Below are 16,484 nucleotides of genomic sequence, written 5' to 3'. Positions count from 1 at the left end.
GGGAGTTACCCTTTCACGCCGCGCAGGTGTTTGATCGAGAATTCCAGCGCGGCGCGAAGGGTCCCCAGGGTCTTGATCGTCCCCAGGTCGAACCCGAGCGTGACCATCGTCGCCGCGACGCTGGGCTGGATACCGGTGATGATGCCTTCGGCGCCGAGGAGCCGGATGGCCTGGATGATCTTGATGAGGTGATTTGCGGTGGAGGTGTCCACCATGTCGACGCCCGTGAGATCCAGGATGGCGATCCGGGCGCCTTTTTCGCTTACCGCCGCGAGCAGGTGATCCATCACCTGCGCCACGCGCGCGCTATCGACCACACCCAGCATGGGCAGGGTCAAGACCCGATCCCATACCTCGACGATCGGCGTGGCGAGGGATTGGATGACCAGTTGCTGCCGCTCGATGAGCGCGAGCTTCTCTTTGAGCGCCACCTCGGAGCGCTTCATCTCCGAGACATCGAGGGAGACGCCGACTACGCCCGTGATCTCGCCCTGCCCGTTACGTACCGGGACATGCCAGGTCTCCCACCAGTTCCCGTAGGTCTCCGCGTACGCATGGTCGAGTTTCCCCTGGAGCGCGCTTTCCACCGGCACCAGGGTCTCGTGCCCTTCATATGCTTCCAGCATGTTCATCCCGAGGAACTGACCCGGGGTGATACCCGTTTGCGCGAGCCCTTTGCCCGCTTGGTGCGTAATCGTACCATTTGCATCGATCGCCCACACGACGATCGGCAGGTTCTCCTCGAGGATTCGGAGGATCGCGCCTTTCTGCTGAAGCGCCTTTGCGTTGGGTAGATCGACGTCGATCTCACGCAGCGCTCCATGAACCTCCTTGCCGGCCGAGGAGCGCCGCGCGTTACAGGAGACGATTCGATAGGCTCCGTTTGCCCCCTGGAGCCGGAATTCGAAGGGCGTGTGCGTGGCATCACCGCCGATCCGCGCCCACGCCGCCGCGAACGCGTCGCGGTCGTCCGGGTGAACGCGCTCCACGAGCTTGATGCCATTCCGGCCCTCTGGCCCGAGCCACTGCGCGAGGGTATCGGTGAGGAAAAGCACTTCGCTATCCCCATCCGCAACAAAAAGGAGCTCGGGGCAGTGGGTGAGGAAGTCGGTAAAAACCTGGGCGGGGCTCATGATCGCCGATTGTAGCGATCACCGTCGAACGTTGAAAGGGAATTTGCAGCATCATTGGGTCCCGTACCAGTAAGTAAAACCACTGCGTGTCAAAAATTTGTCAGTTCGCGACCTTTAGCGACTCCGCTGTGTATGCATCCACGCATATTTCGCTTGAAATATCGCGAAAATAGAGCTTTGCGTAAACACGCGTCCGTGGCAGAATGACAAGTCAACTCGGGCTGCGCATCTCCTGTTGATGCCCAGGAGATTCGCCCAGTTGCGAGCGCACGTGGCGCACGCGTGGTGGGGGAAAGCCACGTGCAATGACGCATGCGTTGGGCGCATGGCATTGCATAGGAGTCTACCCATGAGGCTACCGATCCCTGCGATGGTCATCGGCCTATCTTTGGCGAGCGGAGGTGTCGCACATGCGACGGACCTCGATGTCCTCGTGAAGGGTGCGAAGCTCCATAGCGCGAACGGGCTCGCATCCGACGGGCTGGGCCATTTGTACGCGGCGAGCGTGTTTGGCAACGAGATCGTCAAGATCCGGGAGCTCGACGGGAAGATCCTGTCGCGCCGGGGGATGGCCGACGGCGTGCAATTCCCCGACGATCTCACCTTGGGCCCCGACGGCTCGATCTATTGGACGTCGCTGCTCGTCGGCCAGGTTGGCCGGCGTAAGCCGAACGGCGTGACGAGCTTTCAATCGGTGGCGCCCGGGGTCAACCCCATCACCTTCTCGAACGGTCATCGGCTCTTCACGGCCCTGGCCTTCCTCGGCGATGCGCTTTACGAGCTGAGCCCCACCTTCAGCGCGCCGCCTCGGCTCATCACGACGAACCTGGGCTTCGTGAATGGAATGGACTGGGGGCCGGACGGTCGGCTCTACGGCCCTGTCTCCCTGGGGAAGGAAATCATCAGCATCGACGTCGACTCGTGCGAAAACGCCACCGATCCCTACAACGAGTGCGACATCACGCTGATCGCGGACGATTTCTTCCAGGTGAGCGCGCTCAAGTTCGACGCCTTCGGTCGGCTCTTTGCGGTCGACATCAACGGCGACGTCCTGCGGATCAACATCGCCACCGGGGCGAAGTCCGTCGTGGCCCGCTTGCCGCTCGGGAACGACAACCTCACGTTCGATAGCTGGGGCCGTGTCGTCGTGTCGAACGGCTACGACGGGACCATCACGCGGATCAACTACAATGGCTCGCGCACGATCCTCGTTCCCGGGGGCGCCATCGTGCCCAGCGGCGTGGCCGTGCTCGCCGACGGATGCGACGAGTCCGTGTTCGTCGGCGATTTCATCAAATTGCGCACATTCGACGGCGACACCGGCAAACAAACGGCGTTCGCCCCGACGCTCGCCGGCGTGGCCGGGGCCCTCCCCCCCTCCATTACGGCGTCGAGGGACGGCGATCATATCCTGACGACGTCCTGGTACGGAAATAGCGTCGCCGTGTGGGATCCTGCGGCCGAGGCGGTGGTGGAGACGTTTCCGGGCTATGTCCAACCCCTGAACGCGATCAAGTTTCAGGGCCACCTGGTGGTCGCGGAATATGGCGCCGCGCCAGGCGCCGGAAAGGTGATCCTCCAGGTCGGCGCGACGCGCACCACGCTGACGGATACACTCGCCGTGCCGACGGGGCTCGCGGCCGCGGGCGACGATCTCTGGGCTGCGGACTGGTCGTCCGGTACGGTGTGGCAGCTCATCGACGACGGTGTCCATCTCGCTTCGCCGCTCCTCGTCGCATACGGACTTTCGAATCCGGAGGGGCTCGCGGTCGATCTGGATGGCAGCTTGCTCGTGGTCGAGGCAGGCGCGGGACGACTTTCGAGGATCGATCCCGACACGGGCGTGGTCTGGACCGTGGTGAGCGGATTGTCCCCCGGGCTCCCGGCGCCCGCTGCGACGCCACCGAGTTATTTCTTCAGCGGCGTCGACGTCGGCCCCTCCGGGACCATCTACTTCTCCAATGATGCGTCGAGCCGTGTATACCGACTGACCGATTGAGCCGGCGCTGCCCCAAGGCGTCGACCGACGGCGAGCAACGTCTGCTTGACTCTGTAAGTCGATTGCCTTCTGGCCTGGGTGCAAGATGGCCGATTGGGGTTTGCTTCGTTGGTTCGCCAGCAAGGTCCTGCGGCTCCCGCCGCGGCAGGCGCGTCGCTGCACAGGGAATACGCCTCGCGCCCGGGAGCGTTCGTCCCCTCATGCGTAGCTCCCTCCACGCCGTCCTTCGCCCCTTGCTGGCCCTCGGCCTCGTGGGCCTGCTCTCCACCGCCACGCGTGACGCCGCGGCTTGCTGGGACGGCTGGTACGCCGAGGTCGGCGTCGTCGACATTCACCGCGGCCTCGACGTCGCCGAATGGAACCCCGAGCACGCCCGCGAGGCGGCTCGCTGGGGGGCGCGAATCCATGCCCTTCTGCCGCCGGGCGCGGCGCTCTCCATCGAGTGGAACGAGGCGACCTGCGAGAGCGACCAGGGCGCGTGCGGCGCGGTGACGACGATCGCCGCCGGCTCGGAGGACCTGCCAGCGGCGTTCCGCGCCGTGGCGAAGGTGTTTCAGGTCCCCGCCGCCAAGGTGCGGAAGGCGCGCGCGCTCGAGCCCACGCTCTACACCGTGCAAATCTTCGCCGGCAGCAAGCGCCGCGCCCTCGCCGTGAAAGGCCACGTGGCGGCTCTCGATGCCGGCGAACACGGCTTTTTCGTGGAGGGAGGGTTCCCCGCGACCAAGCAAACCGCGCACGTCCTCCGGGATCCCGAGGCCGGGGGCCCGCATCGGGTGATTGTCGGCACGTTCCTGCGCCGCAAGGAGGCCGAGGCCGCGCTCATCGGGCTGCGCGCCAAGGGCTTCGGCGGATACGTGCGCACGTTGCCCGCAGGCAAGGCAATCGACGAGGCGTCGTTCACGAAGATGGGGTGACGGGCGAGGGCTTGTCACGATTCCCCGCCCGGCGGTACGTTGGGAAGATGCGCGCGCTCGTCCTCGCCTCGATGTTTCTACTCCCCCTCTGTGGTTGCCCCGCCAAACCCGAGGCCGACAGGGCGAGGCCGGCGGCGCAAAACGAGACCTCGACGCCGAAGACGACCTCGACGGGCGACGCCAAGGCCGCCGCGGGGCCGTTCGTACGCGAGCGCGTCGCCCATAGCGATGCGAAAGGGCTCGACGCGTGCGCCTACCTCGGCGGCATGGGGTTCGCTTGCCTCGACGCTTTGATCGCCGAGAAGGACCCGATCGTGCGCCGCTACATGCGCAGGTTGAGCGACGCGGACGCGCGGCAAGCGTTCGACAGGCTCCAGCGAGGCGAGGTGACCGGCGTCGCCCACGCGGAGATGTCCATGGGGTGCGCGGACAGCGGGGCCTGCGGCGCGACCAAAGACATCGGGGACGATGGGTATGCGTGTCTGACGAAGGCCGAGATGGCGCGGCAGGAAAAACAGACCGCGGAGGCCCAAACCGCGCACGCCCGCGCCTGCAAATGCAGCCCGGAGCGGGCGCAGATTCCGGTCATGGGAGGCTTCCTCGCTTGTGACGGCGCGACGCCCGTCGAGCGTGGAAAAAACCTGGCGGCAGAGGAAGCGGCCGAGGTCCGGGCCTGCGGCGAGTGCGACGCGAGCACAGGGCCCGCGGCCTGCGCCAAGGAGATCACGAGGCTCTCGAAGCGCGACGGCGATCCGGATCTCGCCAAATACATCGAGACCGTGCACGTGCCTCGTTGTCGCCGCCCCTGATCTACCTGGCCTTGCGCCGCGTCGCCCTCGCCAAGACGAATGCCGCGCCGACCAGGAACGCGGCGGCCGCGCCTCCCTCCTCGCCGACCGCGCAGCCCCCACAACCGATGCTACGTCGAGGCAAGCCTTTCGCCTCGTACTGGCCGGGTGGCGGCACGTAGGCCGTGGCCACTTCGCCCGTGCGCACGCAGACCGAACGCTTTTCGCAGCGGCGCGGCGCATCGCAGGCCGCGCCGGGGCCACAAATGCCGAGCGCCGCGTCGTAGGACCGCGGCGGGCCGCTCGGATCGCGCCTGCTGTAGATCGACCTTGTTTCGACGCAGGCCGTCACCTCGCTACACGTCTCGTCCCCCGCGCAATCCCTGTCGCTCTGGCACGTCGCGAGCCGACATTCGCCGCCAATCTCACCGCGCCACCCCGGCGGACAGTTCGTCGGCGCCTTCTTCTCGCAGCGCGAGCCCCCATGATCGGAGACGCCGACCTTGCCCGGCCCGCAAAACAACGGCTTGGCGCCGACGACGTCGGCACGCGCCGGCCCGGTCAGCGCGAGCATGACGACCACGAGGCCGAGGAGGATGCAGGCGAACCGATGCATCCAACGACGATCATCGCACCAAGCAGCCCGCGTCAAGCCCGGATCACCCGACCGCCTCATCCAACCCGCCGCGGCGTGCTACACAGCCCCCCGATGTCCGAGCCCCAAGAGACCCCCTTCGACCGTATGGGCGGCGAGGCCGCCGTCCGGAACCTCAGCGAGCACTTCTACGATGCGATGGACCGCGACGAGCCCGCCCTCGCCAAGCTGCACGAGCTCGACGAGCAAGGCCGCGTCTCACGCCGCAGCCGCGATCGTTTCGCATTGTTCCTGATCGGCTGGCTCGGCGGCCCGCAAGATTACATCGCGCAGAACGGCCACCCGCGCCTGCGCATGCGTCACGCCCGCGTGCCCGTCGATATCGCCATGCGCGACGCCTGGATGCGAGCCATGACGACCGCCATGGACGAGGTCGGCGTGGCGCAAGATCTCCGCACGTTCCTCCTCGGCCGTCTGGCCGACGTCGCCGACTTCATGCGCAATCGGCCAGGCTGAGGGGGGAGTTGGAGCGTTTCGCCGGGGTTTCACCCCGGGCCCGACCAGGGGCTCTTCGCCCCTGGACCCGAACCAGGGCGCAGCCCTGGACCTTTGGTGCATCGACCGCGATGCGGTCGATGCCAAAGAGGGTGTTCGCTAGAAGAGGACCGGCAGCGCCCGCAGGCCCCGCAGGAAGGATTTGGCCCAGCGGACCTCCTCGGGCGGCACGGCGAGGCGCATTGCTGGGAACCGTCGGAACAAGGTGTCGAAGGCGATCTGGCCCTCCACCCGCGCCAGCGGCGCGCCGACGCAGAGGTGAATGCCCTTTCCGAAAGCGACATGACGCTCGGCCCCCTGGCGCGTGATGTCGAAGGCGTCAGGGTTCGAGAAGCGCGCCGGGTCTCGGTTCGCCGCAGCGAGGCCCACCATGACAGGCTCGCCTTTCGGGATACACGCCCCGCCGAGATGCACGTTCTCCTTGGCGATGCGCGCCGTGACGAAATCGACCGGGCCCCAGTAACGCAGCGTCTCCTCGACGACGCCCTTCGCGAGCGTCGGATCCGCCTTCAACTTGCCGAGCTCCGTCGGATGCTGGAAGAGCGCGAAGGCCCCGTTGCCAATCAGGTTCACGGTGGTCACGTGCCCCGCGAGGTACAGGAGAAAGACCGTCGACAGCACCTCGTCCTCGCAGAGCTTGTCGCCCGCCTCGTCGGCCCGCAGGAGGTCCGTGATCATGTCCTCGGTCGGGGTTTGGCGCTTGAGGACGAAGAGGTCCCGCAAATACGAGGTGAACTGGCGCAACTTCGCGAGCGTCTCGGCATCCATGCCGCCGGTGCGGCGTCGGTCGGCGCGCAGGAGGTTCTCCGTCCATTGTTTTACCTGCGCGCGATCCGCGAGCGGAATGCCGAGCATGTCCGAAATCACCGTGACCGGCATCGGATACGCAAAGGCCTCGATGAGGTCCATGCGGCGATCGGGCGCGCGCTCGCCGCGGGCCTCGGCAGCGCGCTCCGCGGCGTCGAGCAGCTCGTCCGTGAGCTTCTGGATGCGCGGGCGCATCACCTCCATGGCCCGCAGCGAGAAGCTCGGCTGGATGAGCTTGCGCAGGCGCGTATGATCCGGGGGATCCTTGGAGAGCAGGCTCTCCGAGAGCAGGCGTAGCTCCTCGATGACGGGCGGCAATTTGTCGCGTTGCTCCGGCGTCAGGGCCGAGCGTCGATCGGAAGAGAAACGGCCATCGACCAGGGCGGAGAGCACCTCGTCGTAATGCGACACGAAGAGGTGCTCACGCGTGAGGAAGTCCTCCAGGTTGGCCGCGCTTTCGTCGCCGCCCGCGTCCGTGTCCGCGAAGGAGACGGCGACGACGGGGCCCTGGGCCCGCGCGGCCGCGTAGTCCTCGATGACCCGTCCCGGGTCGAGCGACAACGTCACGGCCCCCGTCGCCTTTTCGCGCTCTCCATTGGATCCGTTTTGCATGACGTCCTCCGCCTGCGCACGCGCGTGGCGCTCGCGTCGCCCAGCCATTCTAAGCGTCGCGCGCGGCGCGTCCACGCAGGGAGGTCGTTCGTCAACGGGAAATCGTCAGGCGGGAAATCAAGGAGGGGCGGGCAACCGAGCGAAGGGCTCGGACGCGGCGTCACGCCTCTCGGCGCGCGACGCGCGACGCCCGGATCCCGCGGCGCGCCGGCAATGTCTCGATCGTGAGCGCCTCGGCTCCCTCGGCCGCCCGCGCGACGTCGTCGTCGACGAGGACCTCCCCGTCCCGCGCAGCGCCCGCGAGCTCGGTGGCCTCCTGGACGGCCGCCCCGAGGATCATGCAATGCGAATGAAACGGCGCGCCGAAGGTGCCCACCGTCAGAAGGCCCCGCGCCACGCCCACACGCGCGCGGACGAATGGCGCCCCGTGCCGCGCCGCGATCTCGGCGGTCTGCTCGATTTGATGGAGGGCCGCGTGCATGGAGGCGAGCTCGACCTCGCTCCGATCCTCGCCGAGCGCGCCGAACGCAAAGAGCATCTCGTCCCCGCGCGAGGCGTGCATCGTGCCGGCCATCGTGAACGCCGCCGTCGCCGTGGCCTCGGAGAGCTCGTCGACGAGGACCTTGAAGCGGCGCGGCGGCAAGCGGTCCGCGGCCATGTCGAGCCCGGAAAAACGAAGCACGAGCGCCGTGGCGAGGCCACGCGCAGGCACGCCCCCGACGAGCTCCGCCCCCGGCGCGCCCGTCTCGCCGCGCGCGGGGCCAAAACATCGCTCGAGGAGCAAACGCTTTTCGGCGTCCGCGCGTTCGCCGAGCGCGTGCAGGCGGAGCGCGGCGATCCGCAAGAGCCCCGCGACGAGCGAGGCGTCGTACGAGGAATATGCCTTGCCGTCGGCGCGCGCGCCCACGACGATCACGGACGCCGGCGCGGCGGCGGCCCCGGCGGCGCCCTCGGCCCCGTCGAGCGGCAGGACCAGGAAGGCATGGGCGTCGAAATGGCCGAGCCGCGTGAGGCTGCGGCGAATCTCGTCCACGGGCGTGCCATGCACGGGCTCGCGGGTCGCGCCGCTGAAATCGCCGTCGACGTCCGCGCGGGGCCCGGTCACGGAGCGAGGGCCGGTCACGGAGCGGGGGACGGTCATGGATTGCGAGGGCGGCGCGCCGGGGGCTCGCGCCCAGTAAATGCCGCCGTCGCCGCGCTCGAGGAGGCGCGTCGTGCGCGGGGAGAAGCAGCGCCGGATCGTGTCGACGAGCAACGTGACGACCTCGTCCTCGGTGGCGGCATTGGCCACGGCGCCGGCCATTTCGTCGAGCACGGAGGCCGCGTCGACGTCGGCGCGGCGCTCGAAGAGGCGGCGGAGCCGGAGCGAGACGGGCTCGGCCGCCGCCACGACGGCAGCGACCCCAAACGTGGCGCCGAGGCCGAGGTACATTCCCTCGGAGCCGGAAAACGCATACGCGAGGCCGCCAAAGGAGAAGGCCACGGCGGCGAAGACGGCGCCGAGGACGACGAGCATGGCGAGGACACGGGAGATCTCGCGGAGCGCGACGTCGACGTCGAACATCTGCCGGCGCTGGATCTGGTGCGCGAAGGCCGCCGGGAAGCCCGCCAGGGGGAACATCGCAAGCCAGCTCAAGCCGGCCACGGAGGAGGTGTGGAGGCCGAGGCTGATCGGCACGAGCTGGAGCACGAGGCTCGGCAGGACGGAGAGGCCCGCGGTCCACAACATGAAGCGCGCCGATTGCCGCGCGGAGAGCGTCCGGCCGCGGAAGCGCGTGTAGAGGAAGGAGCCGAGCAGCGCGAGGAACCCGAGGAGCATCATGCCGATGCCGGCGCGGGTGCAAGCATTGCCGATGGCAGGATCGGCGCCGACGGTCGTCCACGTGACGAGCAAGGCGAGCGCCGGCACATACGGGATCCAGAGGAGCCACGGGCGCTTTCGCGTGGCGCCGCCGAGGCCGGAGAACGCGAGCGCGAGGTGGACCTCGGCCGCGCCCGTCGACGAGCAACCGAGGTAATAGATCCAGGTGAAGGCGCTGTCGACGAGGTCGAAATCGACGGAGGCAATGAGGAAGAGGCCGACGGCGCTGGTGAAGGCCACGAGCGCCTGCACGGGGCGCAAGGTCGGTCGTTTCCAGCCGGCGACGCCGCCGACGAGGAGGAAGAGAATCGCGGCGAGGAGCCCGGAGGCGTAGAGCTTGAAGAGCGAGGCCCAGCCGAAGGGGGTGACCGGCACCGCCACGTCGTACGTGTGATCGTCGCGGCGGAGGGTATACGTGACGGGCGTGCCCGGGGCGAGCCGATGCACGTAGTCGTGGACGTCCCTGCCCCGACGTACGGGCCTGCCGTCGACCGCGAGCAGAGCGTCGTAGGGCTCGATGCCCCGTTCGATCCCGGGCCAGGTCGGCTCCACGACGGCCGAGACGAGCAGGCCCGCCTCCACGGTGAATCCGGGGAACGTCGCGCGCGCGACGCGGGGAAACTCGGCCACCGCGACGAGGGCAAAGAGGCACGTGGCGAGGATCCACCCGCGCATCCCGAGGCTCGTGAGCCGCCCCGCCGCGGCCACGGGCGCCGGCGCCGGCTCGCTCTGGAGCGCCCGGAGATCGTCGGCCATCTCGGCGGCCGTCGAATACCGCGCGTTCGGGTCCTTTTCGAGCGCGCGCATCACGACACGCCCGAGCTCGAGGGGAATGCCGAGCTCCGGGCGGCGCTTGTCGGGCGGGACGGGCGCCTTGTGCGTGAGCGCATAGGAGAGCTCGGCCACGCTCGCGCCCTCGAACGGAGGTTCGCCCGTGAGCGCGCGGTACATCATCGCGCCGAGTGAATAGAGGTCGCTGCGACGATCGATGGGCTGTCCCCTCGCCTGCTCCGGGCTCATGTAGCGCGGCGTGCCCCAGATGGCGCCGGTCTCGGTGAGCTCGGTGGATTCGTGGTCTTCGAGCTTGGCGATGCCGAAATCGAGCAGCTTGACCACGGGCTCGCCGTCCTTGCCCGGCCCGCGCGCGGCGAGGAAGACGTTCTGCGGCTTGATGTCGCGGTGGACGACGCCGCGCCGATGGGCGTCCGCGAGGACGTCGAGGAGATCGAGGGCGATGCGGGTGACGCGCGCCGGGGCGAGCGGCGCTTCCCGCTCGATCAAGCTGCCGAGCGTCTCGCCCTCGAGGTACTCCATGACGAGGTAGAGCGCCCCGTCGTCGGTTTGTCCGAAATCATGAATGACCGCGGCGTGCGGGCTCGATAGCTCCCGCATGATGCGCGCCTCACGGCGGAAGCGGTTCACGACCGTGAGGTTGTCCGCCATGCGGCGGTGCAGGATCTTCACGGCCACGCGGATGTTTTTCCACGCGTCGCGGGCGAGGAAGACCTCGCCCATGCCGCCCACGCCGAGCTTTCGTTCGAGGCGATACCGCCCGGCAATGGTGGCGCCGAGGGAGGTCTCGGTCGCGGGCGGCGGCACGCTCGGCCTCACGCTGCGCGGCGGCAGCTCGACCTTCGTCGGCGCGTCCTCGCGGCTCAGGCTCTCGTCGCGCTCCGTGTCGCCCTTCACGCCCGAGACGGTACCACGAGGGAAGGCCCCCGCGAAAGCGCCTCGTCTTTCAATACGAACGGTGCTCCCGGGCCGGCGTGGGCTCGTAATGGGGCACGCCCATCATCTCCGACTTTTCGGATCCCACGCGAGGAAGTACGCGTGGGGCGGCAATCGTCCTACGGCCCCGAGGGGACGTGGTGACGGAACGGGCGCCGCGCGTACCGCCCGGTGGCAACGATCAGGGCATATGCATTGCACCGGGGGCGCAGCGAGGAACGGGCGTGAGAGGGTTCGCGCGTGGTCCTCGTCGCAAGGAGGCATGTATGAACAAGGGTCGTACGATTGGAATGGGTCTCGGAATGGCGATTCTCGTGGTGGCCGGCGCGGCGGCGGCGGGGACGCCGGGCGGATTGTTCGGCAAGCTGAACAAGGCGCGCGTGCGGAGCCACGCGACGCAGGTCGAGCGCGTCGTCCAGGAGCGCGCCGGGGCGAAGATCGAGCACGCCGTCCAGGAGCGCGCCGGGGCGAAGATCGAGCGCGCCGTCGAGGAGCGCATCGAGACGCAGCGCGAGACCGGGATCCAGGGAGCGCTCGCGATCCAGGAAGAGGCCGGAAGCCAGGCTGAGGCCGGACTTCAGGGCGAGGCCGGGTTCCTGGGCGAGGTCGGACTCCAGGAAGACACCGGGAGCATCCAGGAGGCGCTCGGGACGCAGGAGGGCTTCCTCGATTCGGAGGAGGTCGAAGCCCAGGAGTAGGCGGATCAAGGAGGCACGGGCCGGTAGGTCTTCACGACCGGCTCGCCCGTGCTGATCCACCGAAAATGGTCGACGAGCGTGGCGCTGTCGAGCACGGCGTCCCCGGAATCGTAGACGGCGAAACGAACGGTGAACGTCTTGCCCCCCTGCATCGGCGCGGTGGTGGTGAGCCAGCCCGTCGCGCCGTGCCCCTGCCCCGTGTCGTATCCCGTGCCCGAGAGCTCGCCCACGCCGAGGCTGCAAGGATAGACCGTGCCGCCGACGCTGCACGGCGGGCCGCCCTGGCACGCGCAGACATCCAGAAAGACGTTGTTCACGCTGATGACGTTGCCCTGGCCGTCGAAGGAAATGTTGCCGTCGGTCTGTCCCGACGGCGTGGGCGAGAGCAACGCGACGAACGCGTCGTTGAAGGACGAGCAGATGAAGGACGGGAACTCGGCGGTATAGTAGGTGAAGTCGAACGAGAAGCCGACGGTGCCGATCGGCGCGCGTAGTGTCACCTCGAGGGCCACACCGTCGTAGGGCTGGCCGGTGAGGACGCCGGGACAGGCGGGCGAGCTTTTCGGAAACCCCTCCGGTGGGGCGTGATGGTAGTTCTTGGTATACCCTCCCATCGGGGCCGCGTAGCCGGGCTCGCCGGGGCGGCGGGCGGCGCCGCTGGAGAGCGCGAGCAATCGTTTTCCAGCCCGCGGGAGCACGTTCGGGCCAAAACCATCGAAGAGGCCGTGCCCGAGCGCATAGGGAAGGTCGTATCCCGGCGGAATGGGGGCGCCGTCGGGCAGCACCCAGCGCGCGTCTTGCAAGCCGGGGTCGTCCGGGCCCACGGCGAGCGTGCAAAGCTCGATGGCCTGCGCGGCATGGAACGGATCGGCGTCGTCGAGCGCGAGGTCGTCGTCGCACGGCGCGTTGTTCACGCCGCCGCCATTTCCTCCGACGCCGCTGCCGCTGCCGCTGGACGACGGCGCCCCGCCTTCCCCGCCGGCGCCGCTGCCACCGGCGCCGTTCCCGGTCGTGGCGCTCGTGGTCACGGAGCTACCGTCGCTCGTGCTGCTGCTTGTGGGATCCCCCGGATCGGGGCCGCCGCCCGCTCCCCCGCTGCCGCTGCCGCCGCCGAGCGAGACGAATTGGCCGCAGGCGGCGGCGAGGACGGCGAGCGCCGGCAGGAGGGAGAGCGGGACGGACGTCGTGCGCATGAGCGAGAGGATCACTCCATCGGGCGGGACGTGCCTACGACGCTGTTCGGCTGCGTGGTCCAGCGGAAGTGGTCGATGAGGGTCGCGCTGTCCAGGACCGCGTCGCCGGAGTCGTAGGTGGCAAAGCGCAGGGTGAAGGTGTCGCCGCCCGTGATGGGCGCGGAGGTGGTGAGCCAGCCGGTGGCGCCGTTGTTCTCGAAGCCCGTGCCCGCGAGCTGCCCCGGGCCGAACGCGCAGCTCGGGCTGCTGCAGACGTCGAGGAAGACGTTGTTCACGCTGATGATGTTGCCCAGGCTGTCGAAGGAGATGTTGTCGTCGGTCTGGCCCACGGGCGTCGGCGAGAGCAACGCGACGAAGGCGTCGTTGAAGGTGGAGCAGGTGAAGGCCGGGTACTCGGCGGTGTAGTACGTGAAGTCGAAGGCGAAGCCCTGCGCGCTGTTCGGGGCGCGGAGCGTGACCTCGAGGGCGACGCCGTCGTAGGGCTGGCCGGTGAGGACGCCGGGGCAGGCCGGCGAGGGCTTCGGGAAGCCGGCCGGCGAGGCGTGCGTGTATCCCTTGGCGAAGCCGCCGCTCGGGCCCGTGTAATCGGGATCGGTCGGGCGGCGAGCGGCGCCGTTGGAGATGCCGAGCATGCGGTCGCCTTTGCGCGTGGCGACGTTGGCGCCGAAGCTGTCGTAGATGCCGTGGCCGAGGGCGTAGTTCGCCTCGTAGCCCACCGGGACGGCCGAGCCGTCGGGCAGCACCCACTTGGCCTCGATGAGGCCCCAGCTATTCGGGCCGTTCGCCTTCTTGCAGATTTCGATCGCCTTGGCGGCGTTGTACGGATCGGCGTCGTCGAGGTCGAGGTTCTCGTCGCACTTGGGAGGGCCGAAGTCCTCGGGCGGCGCGCCACCCGAGCCGCCCGTCCCGCCGCCCGAGCCACCTGTCCCGCCTGTCCCGCCCGTACCACCCGTCCCACCTGTGCCGCCGCTGCCGCCGGGGCCCGCGGTCGGGACGCCGGAGCTGCTGCTGGAGGTGTCGGGATCGGGGGCCGCACCGGTGCCGCCGTCGCCGTCGTCGCCGCCGCCCGCCGTGACGGTGCCGCCGCACGCGGCGAGCACGAGCAGGGACGCAAACGAGAGCGACAACGTGGAAAGAGCAAGTCGATTGTGCATGGGGGGTCTCCTGGGCCGACGTGAAAGAGGGGCCGACGCTACCGATGGCCGGGGAGGACCGAATCGATCACGGAATCGACGGGCCACCGGCGAGGGCGCGGAGGCGCTCGGCATAAGGGCTCTGCGGGTGCGCTTCGAGGAAGCGGCGGGCGCGGGCCGCAGCCGAAGCGTCGCCGGCGCGGGAGAGCGCTTCGATCCGAAGGACCTCGGCCTCCAGGGCGAGGTGGCCGCGGGGGAAACGCGCAGCGTAATCGTCGAGCGCGTGGAGGGCGCGGGGGCCATCACCGGAAGCGAGCGCCTCCCGCGCGACGCGCAAGGCCTGGAGCTCGGCAGCGAGGCGCGCAGCGCGGTCGGTCGAAGCGCTCGGCGCCGGGGCCGCGGGGGCACGTTTTCCTTTGGGCAGAGCCGTCGGTTGGATGGGCGCGGGCTCTTGGAGCACGCGCGGGGCTTCGGGGGGCATCTCGGCGGTTTCGCTGGGTTCCGGGGGAGATGCGGCGGCGACCAGGGACGTGCGCTCCCGCCACGCCGGGGCAAATCGGCTCGCCGCCACGGGGACGTCGCTCTCGCCTCCCGCGACGCCGACCGCGATCCCAATGCCGAGGGCCGACGCGCCGATCACGAGCGTGACCCATTTCGCGAACGCGCCCTGCAACAAGCCCTTCGTCGTCCCGGCCGAGGCCGCCTTCGTCGCGGCCATCGCGCCGACCCCCGCGGCAGCGCCGATCAGCGCAGCCCTCCGCTCGCGGGCATGCTTCGCGTCGAGCGCGCGGGCCGAGCGCAAGAGCTCCGCCCCCAGGTCGTCCCCCTCGACGAGTCGCTCGGGATCCGTCATCGAATGCTCCGTTTCTTGCGCGCCTGGACCCGCGAGAGCTCGGCCTGGAAGAGCTCACGGCCACGGCGCAGGCGGGACGCCGCCGTCCCAAGCGGGATCCCGAGCAAGCTCGCAATCTCCGGGACCCTCATCTCCTCAAGCTCGAACAGGACGAAGACCGCGCGCACGTCGAGCGGCAACGACTCCAGCACCTCGTCCAGCATCACACGAGCCCGCCGCTGCGCGAGCAACTCCTCGGCATCAGGCCCCGTATCCGGCGGCTCCAGCGGGAGCCCCTGCGCCTCGTCCTCCGAGAGCGAGACCTCGCCCCGGCGCCGCATGGTCCGCCGGACCTGCATGGCCACGCGCATCGCCGTCCCGAACAAGAAGGCCCGCTCGCTGCCAGCAGTGATCTCCTCGAGCCGCCGGCTCAGCACGATGAAGACCTGTTGCGCAGCATCGTCCGCATCGGCATCCGGCACGCCGAGGCGGCGCACCGAGCGCCAGACGAACTCGAAATGCTCATCCCGGATCGCCCGGAAGCGCGCCGCCGCCTCCCCATCCACCGGGGCCACCGAGAGCGGCGACGACAGGGCCCAATCAACCCCCTCGCCCCCCTCCTGCGTGGTCCCCACGGTCGTCATCGTCCCCCCGATGTCGCGAGCGCCGCGTTTCGATCACGAAAACGACAGGGAGCGTCGGGGAGCGTCGCGCCGGGGCGCTGCCCCGGGCCCCGCGGGGGCTGTTCGCCCCTCGACCCGAACCAGGGCCAGCCCTGGACCTTGGGGGGAAGAACTGCGCGATGCGCAGTTCTTCCCACAGGCCGATGGCAAGACCGTGGACGTTCTCGCACGCAGCGACACGTCGCCGTTGTCTTGGACGACAGGGTCGTTGTCTTGGACGGCAGGGTCGTTGTCCGTCTTGACCCTGGCTGTTCGATGAACTGCGCGATGCGCAGTTCATCGATCCTGGGTCCAGCCCCTGGCTGGTCCGGGTGCAGGGGCGGACAGCCCCTGCTGGGGCCTGGGGCAAAGCCCCAGCTCCGCGCCTTCAGAACACCCACCCAGCGCCGATCGCGCCGTAGCCTCCGAGGGCGGGCGTGGCGTGGATGATGCGACGGGGGTCCTCGAAGCCGAAGATCTCGCGGATGAGGGGCGCGATGAGGCCGGCTTCGGCTTCCAGGGAGAGGGATGGCAGGGGGCGTGCTTGGAGCCGGCCTGCGACGGTCAGGGCGAGCCAGGGGCGCGTGGCTTGCTGGGGGTTGACGATGGTGAGGCCTTGGCCCTGGAGGGCGCCGAGGTCGACGCCGGCGCAGGGGCGCGCGGTGAGGGGGCCGACGGCCCAGGCGAAGGGGCATCCCGAGAGGCGGGCGGCGATCCAGCGGAAGCGGGCGGTGCCGCCGTCGGTCTCGGTGGTGGGGCTTTGGGCGATGGCCAGGCCGAGGCGGAAGGCCGGCGTGAGGCCTGCGTGCCCAGAGGAGGCTCGTTCGGCGAAGAGGACGAGGCCCCAGGCGGGCTTGGGGGCGAGCGCGCTCCAGACGGCCCCCTGCGCGCCTACCTGGACGTGGTGCGCGGCCCCCGGAGGCGGAGGCGGAGGCGGCGGCGGAGGCGGCGGCGGCGGAGGCGGCGGCGGCGGA

14 protein-coding genes are annotated in these 16,484 nt (G+C 69.4%); 5 read left to right on the top strand and 9 right to left on the bottom strand.

The window, feature by feature from the left end; all coding sequences use genetic code 11:
• Positions 1 to 5: 5 nt before the first annotated feature.
• Positions 6 to 1,133, bottom strand: coding sequence for an STAS domain-containing protein (locus E8A74_RS47830; protein ID WP_136935870.1), 1,128 nt, complete (start codon positions 1,131 to 1,133; stop codon positions 6 to 8).
• Positions 1,134 to 1,482: 349 nt separating this feature from the next.
• On the opposite strand from E8A74_RS47830, the gene E8A74_RS47825 reads away from it, so the two are divergent.
• From E8A74_RS47825 to E8A74_RS47815, 3 genes are all read left to right on the top strand, one after another.
• Positions 1,483 to 3,132, top strand: coding sequence for a hypothetical protein (locus E8A74_RS47825; RefSeq protein WP_232380070.1), 1,650 nt, complete (start codon positions 1,483 to 1,485; stop codon positions 3,130 to 3,132).
• A 200-nt stretch (positions 3,133 to 3,332) separates the two neighbouring features.
• Complete coding sequence (locus E8A74_RS47820) at positions 3,333 to 4,046, top strand: SPOR domain-containing protein (RefSeq protein ID WP_136935869.1); 714 nt, start codon at positions 3,333 to 3,335, stop codon at positions 4,044 to 4,046.
• Between the two features lie 47 nt (positions 4,047 to 4,093).
• Positions 4,094 to 4,855 carry a hypothetical protein gene (locus E8A74_RS47815; protein ID WP_136935868.1) on the top strand — a complete coding sequence of 254 codons (762 nt, stop codon included), beginning with the start codon at positions 4,094 to 4,096 and terminating at the stop codon, positions 4,853 to 4,855.
• Between the two features lies 1 nt (position 4,856).
• Here the strand turns inward: E8A74_RS47815 and E8A74_RS47810 are convergent, their stop codons facing one another.
• Entirely contained in the window at positions 4,857 to 5,450 is a 594-nt protein-coding gene (locus E8A74_RS47810; RefSeq protein ID WP_136935867.1) for a hypothetical protein, read from the bottom strand.
• 93 nt (positions 5,451 to 5,543) lie between these two features.
• Between E8A74_RS47810 and E8A74_RS47805 the strand changes: the two genes are divergently transcribed.
• Positions 5,544 to 5,945, top strand: a complete 402-nt coding sequence (locus tag E8A74_RS47805) for a group II truncated hemoglobin (protein WP_136935866.1) — start codon at positions 5,544 to 5,546, stop codon at positions 5,943 to 5,945.
• A 138-nt stretch (positions 5,946 to 6,083) separates the two neighbouring features.
• Here E8A74_RS47805 and E8A74_RS47800 read toward each other — a convergent pair whose 3' ends face one another.
• Both E8A74_RS47800 and E8A74_RS47795 read right to left on the bottom strand, forming a co-directional pair.
• Complete coding sequence (locus E8A74_RS47800; RefSeq protein WP_232380069.1) at positions 6,084 to 7,403, bottom strand: cytochrome P450 family protein; 1,320 nt, start codon at positions 7,401 to 7,403, stop codon at positions 6,084 to 6,086.
• Positions 7,404 to 7,563: 160 nt separating this feature from the next.
• Positions 7,564 to 10,953: a protein kinase domain-containing protein gene (locus E8A74_RS47795; protein ID WP_136935865.1), complete on the bottom strand. Its 3,390-nt coding sequence runs from the start codon at positions 10,951 to 10,953 to the stop codon at positions 7,564 to 7,566.
• Between the two features lie 305 nt (positions 10,954 to 11,258).
• Between E8A74_RS47795 and E8A74_RS47790 the strand changes: the two genes are divergently transcribed.
• Positions 11,259 to 11,690 carry a hypothetical protein gene (locus E8A74_RS47790; protein ID WP_136935864.1) on the top strand — a complete coding sequence of 144 codons (432 nt, stop codon included), beginning with the start codon at positions 11,259 to 11,261 and terminating at the stop codon, positions 11,688 to 11,690.
• Positions 11,691 to 11,695: 5 nt separating this feature from the next.
• Here the strand turns inward: E8A74_RS47790 and E8A74_RS47785 are convergent, their stop codons facing one another.
• From E8A74_RS47785 to E8A74_RS53545, 5 genes are all read right to left on the bottom strand, one after another.
• The gene (locus E8A74_RS47785) at positions 11,696 to 12,883 is read right to left on the bottom strand and encodes a choice-of-anchor L domain-containing protein (RefSeq protein WP_136935863.1); all 1,188 of its coding nucleotides are present in this window, start codon (positions 12,881 to 12,883) and stop codon (positions 11,696 to 11,698) included.
• 11 nt (positions 12,884 to 12,894) lie between these two features.
• Complete coding sequence (locus tag E8A74_RS55775) at positions 12,895 to 14,037, bottom strand: choice-of-anchor L domain-containing protein (RefSeq protein WP_136935862.1); 1,143 nt, start codon at positions 14,035 to 14,037, stop codon at positions 12,895 to 12,897.
• Between the two features lie 67 nt (positions 14,038 to 14,104).
• Positions 14,105 to 14,869, bottom strand: coding sequence for an outer membrane protein assembly factor BamD (locus E8A74_RS47775; RefSeq protein WP_136935861.1), 765 nt, complete (start codon positions 14,867 to 14,869; stop codon positions 14,105 to 14,107).
• The gene (locus E8A74_RS47770; protein WP_232380068.1) at positions 14,866 to 15,483 is read right to left on the bottom strand and encodes an RNA polymerase sigma factor; all 618 of its coding nucleotides are present in this window, start codon (positions 15,481 to 15,483) and stop codon (positions 14,866 to 14,868) included. The genes E8A74_RS47775 and E8A74_RS47770 overlap by 4 nt, the downstream gene beginning before the upstream one ends.
• Positions 15,484 to 15,898: 415 nt before the next feature.
• Positions 15,899 to 16,484 (bottom strand): hypothetical protein (locus tag E8A74_RS53545; RefSeq protein WP_211365625.1); only part of this gene is annotated, 586 nt, incomplete at its 5' end.

The sequence above is a fragment of the Polyangium fumosum genome (assembly GCF_005144585.1).
GTDB classification, from domain to species: domain Bacteria; phylum Myxococcota_A; class Polyangia; order Polyangiales; family Polyangiaceae; genus Polyangium; species Polyangium fumosum.
Note: the sequence above shows the minus strand (reverse complement) of the source record. Positions and strands in the feature narration are given on the sequence as shown.

Excerpts from the sequence above, each read along its gene's own strand:
- E8A74_RS47810 (WP_136935867.1), bottom strand. The coding sequence starts at position 5,450 with ATGCATCGGTTCGCCTGCATCCTCCTCGGCCTCGTGGTCGTCATGCTC.
- E8A74_RS47800 (WP_232380069.1), bottom strand. The coding sequence starts at position 7,403 with ATGCAAAACGGATCCAATGGAGAGCGCGAAAAGGCGACGGGGGCCGTG.
- E8A74_RS47785 (WP_136935863.1), bottom strand. The coding sequence starts at position 12,883 with ATGCGCACGACGTCCGTCCCGCTCTCCCTCCTGCCGGCGCTCGCCGTC.
- E8A74_RS55775 (WP_136935862.1), bottom strand. The coding sequence starts at position 14,037 with ATGCACAATCGACTTGCTCTTTCCACGTTGTCGCTCTCGTTTGCGTCC.
- E8A74_RS47775 (WP_136935861.1), bottom strand. The coding sequence starts at position 14,869 with ATGACGGATCCCGAGCGACTCGTCGAGGGGGACGACCTGGGGGCGGAG.
- E8A74_RS47825 (WP_232380070.1), top strand. The coding sequence starts at position 1,483 with ATGAGGCTACCGATCCCTGCGATGGTCATCGGCCTATCTTTGGCGAGC.
- E8A74_RS47805 (WP_136935866.1), top strand. The coding sequence starts at position 5,544 with ATGTCCGAGCCCCAAGAGACCCCCTTCGACCGTATGGGCGGCGAGGCC.
- E8A74_RS47820 (WP_136935869.1), top strand. The coding sequence starts at position 3,333 with ATGCGTAGCTCCCTCCACGCCGTCCTTCGCCCCTTGCTGGCCCTCGGC.
- E8A74_RS47830 (WP_136935870.1), bottom strand. The coding sequence starts at position 1,133 with ATGAGCCCCGCCCAGGTTTTTACCGACTTCCTCACCCACTGCCCCGAG.
- E8A74_RS47815 (WP_136935868.1), top strand. The coding sequence starts at position 4,094 with ATGCGCGCGCTCGTCCTCGCCTCGATGTTTCTACTCCCCCTCTGTGGT.
- E8A74_RS47790 (WP_136935864.1), top strand. The coding sequence starts at position 11,259 with ATGAACAAGGGTCGTACGATTGGAATGGGTCTCGGAATGGCGATTCTC.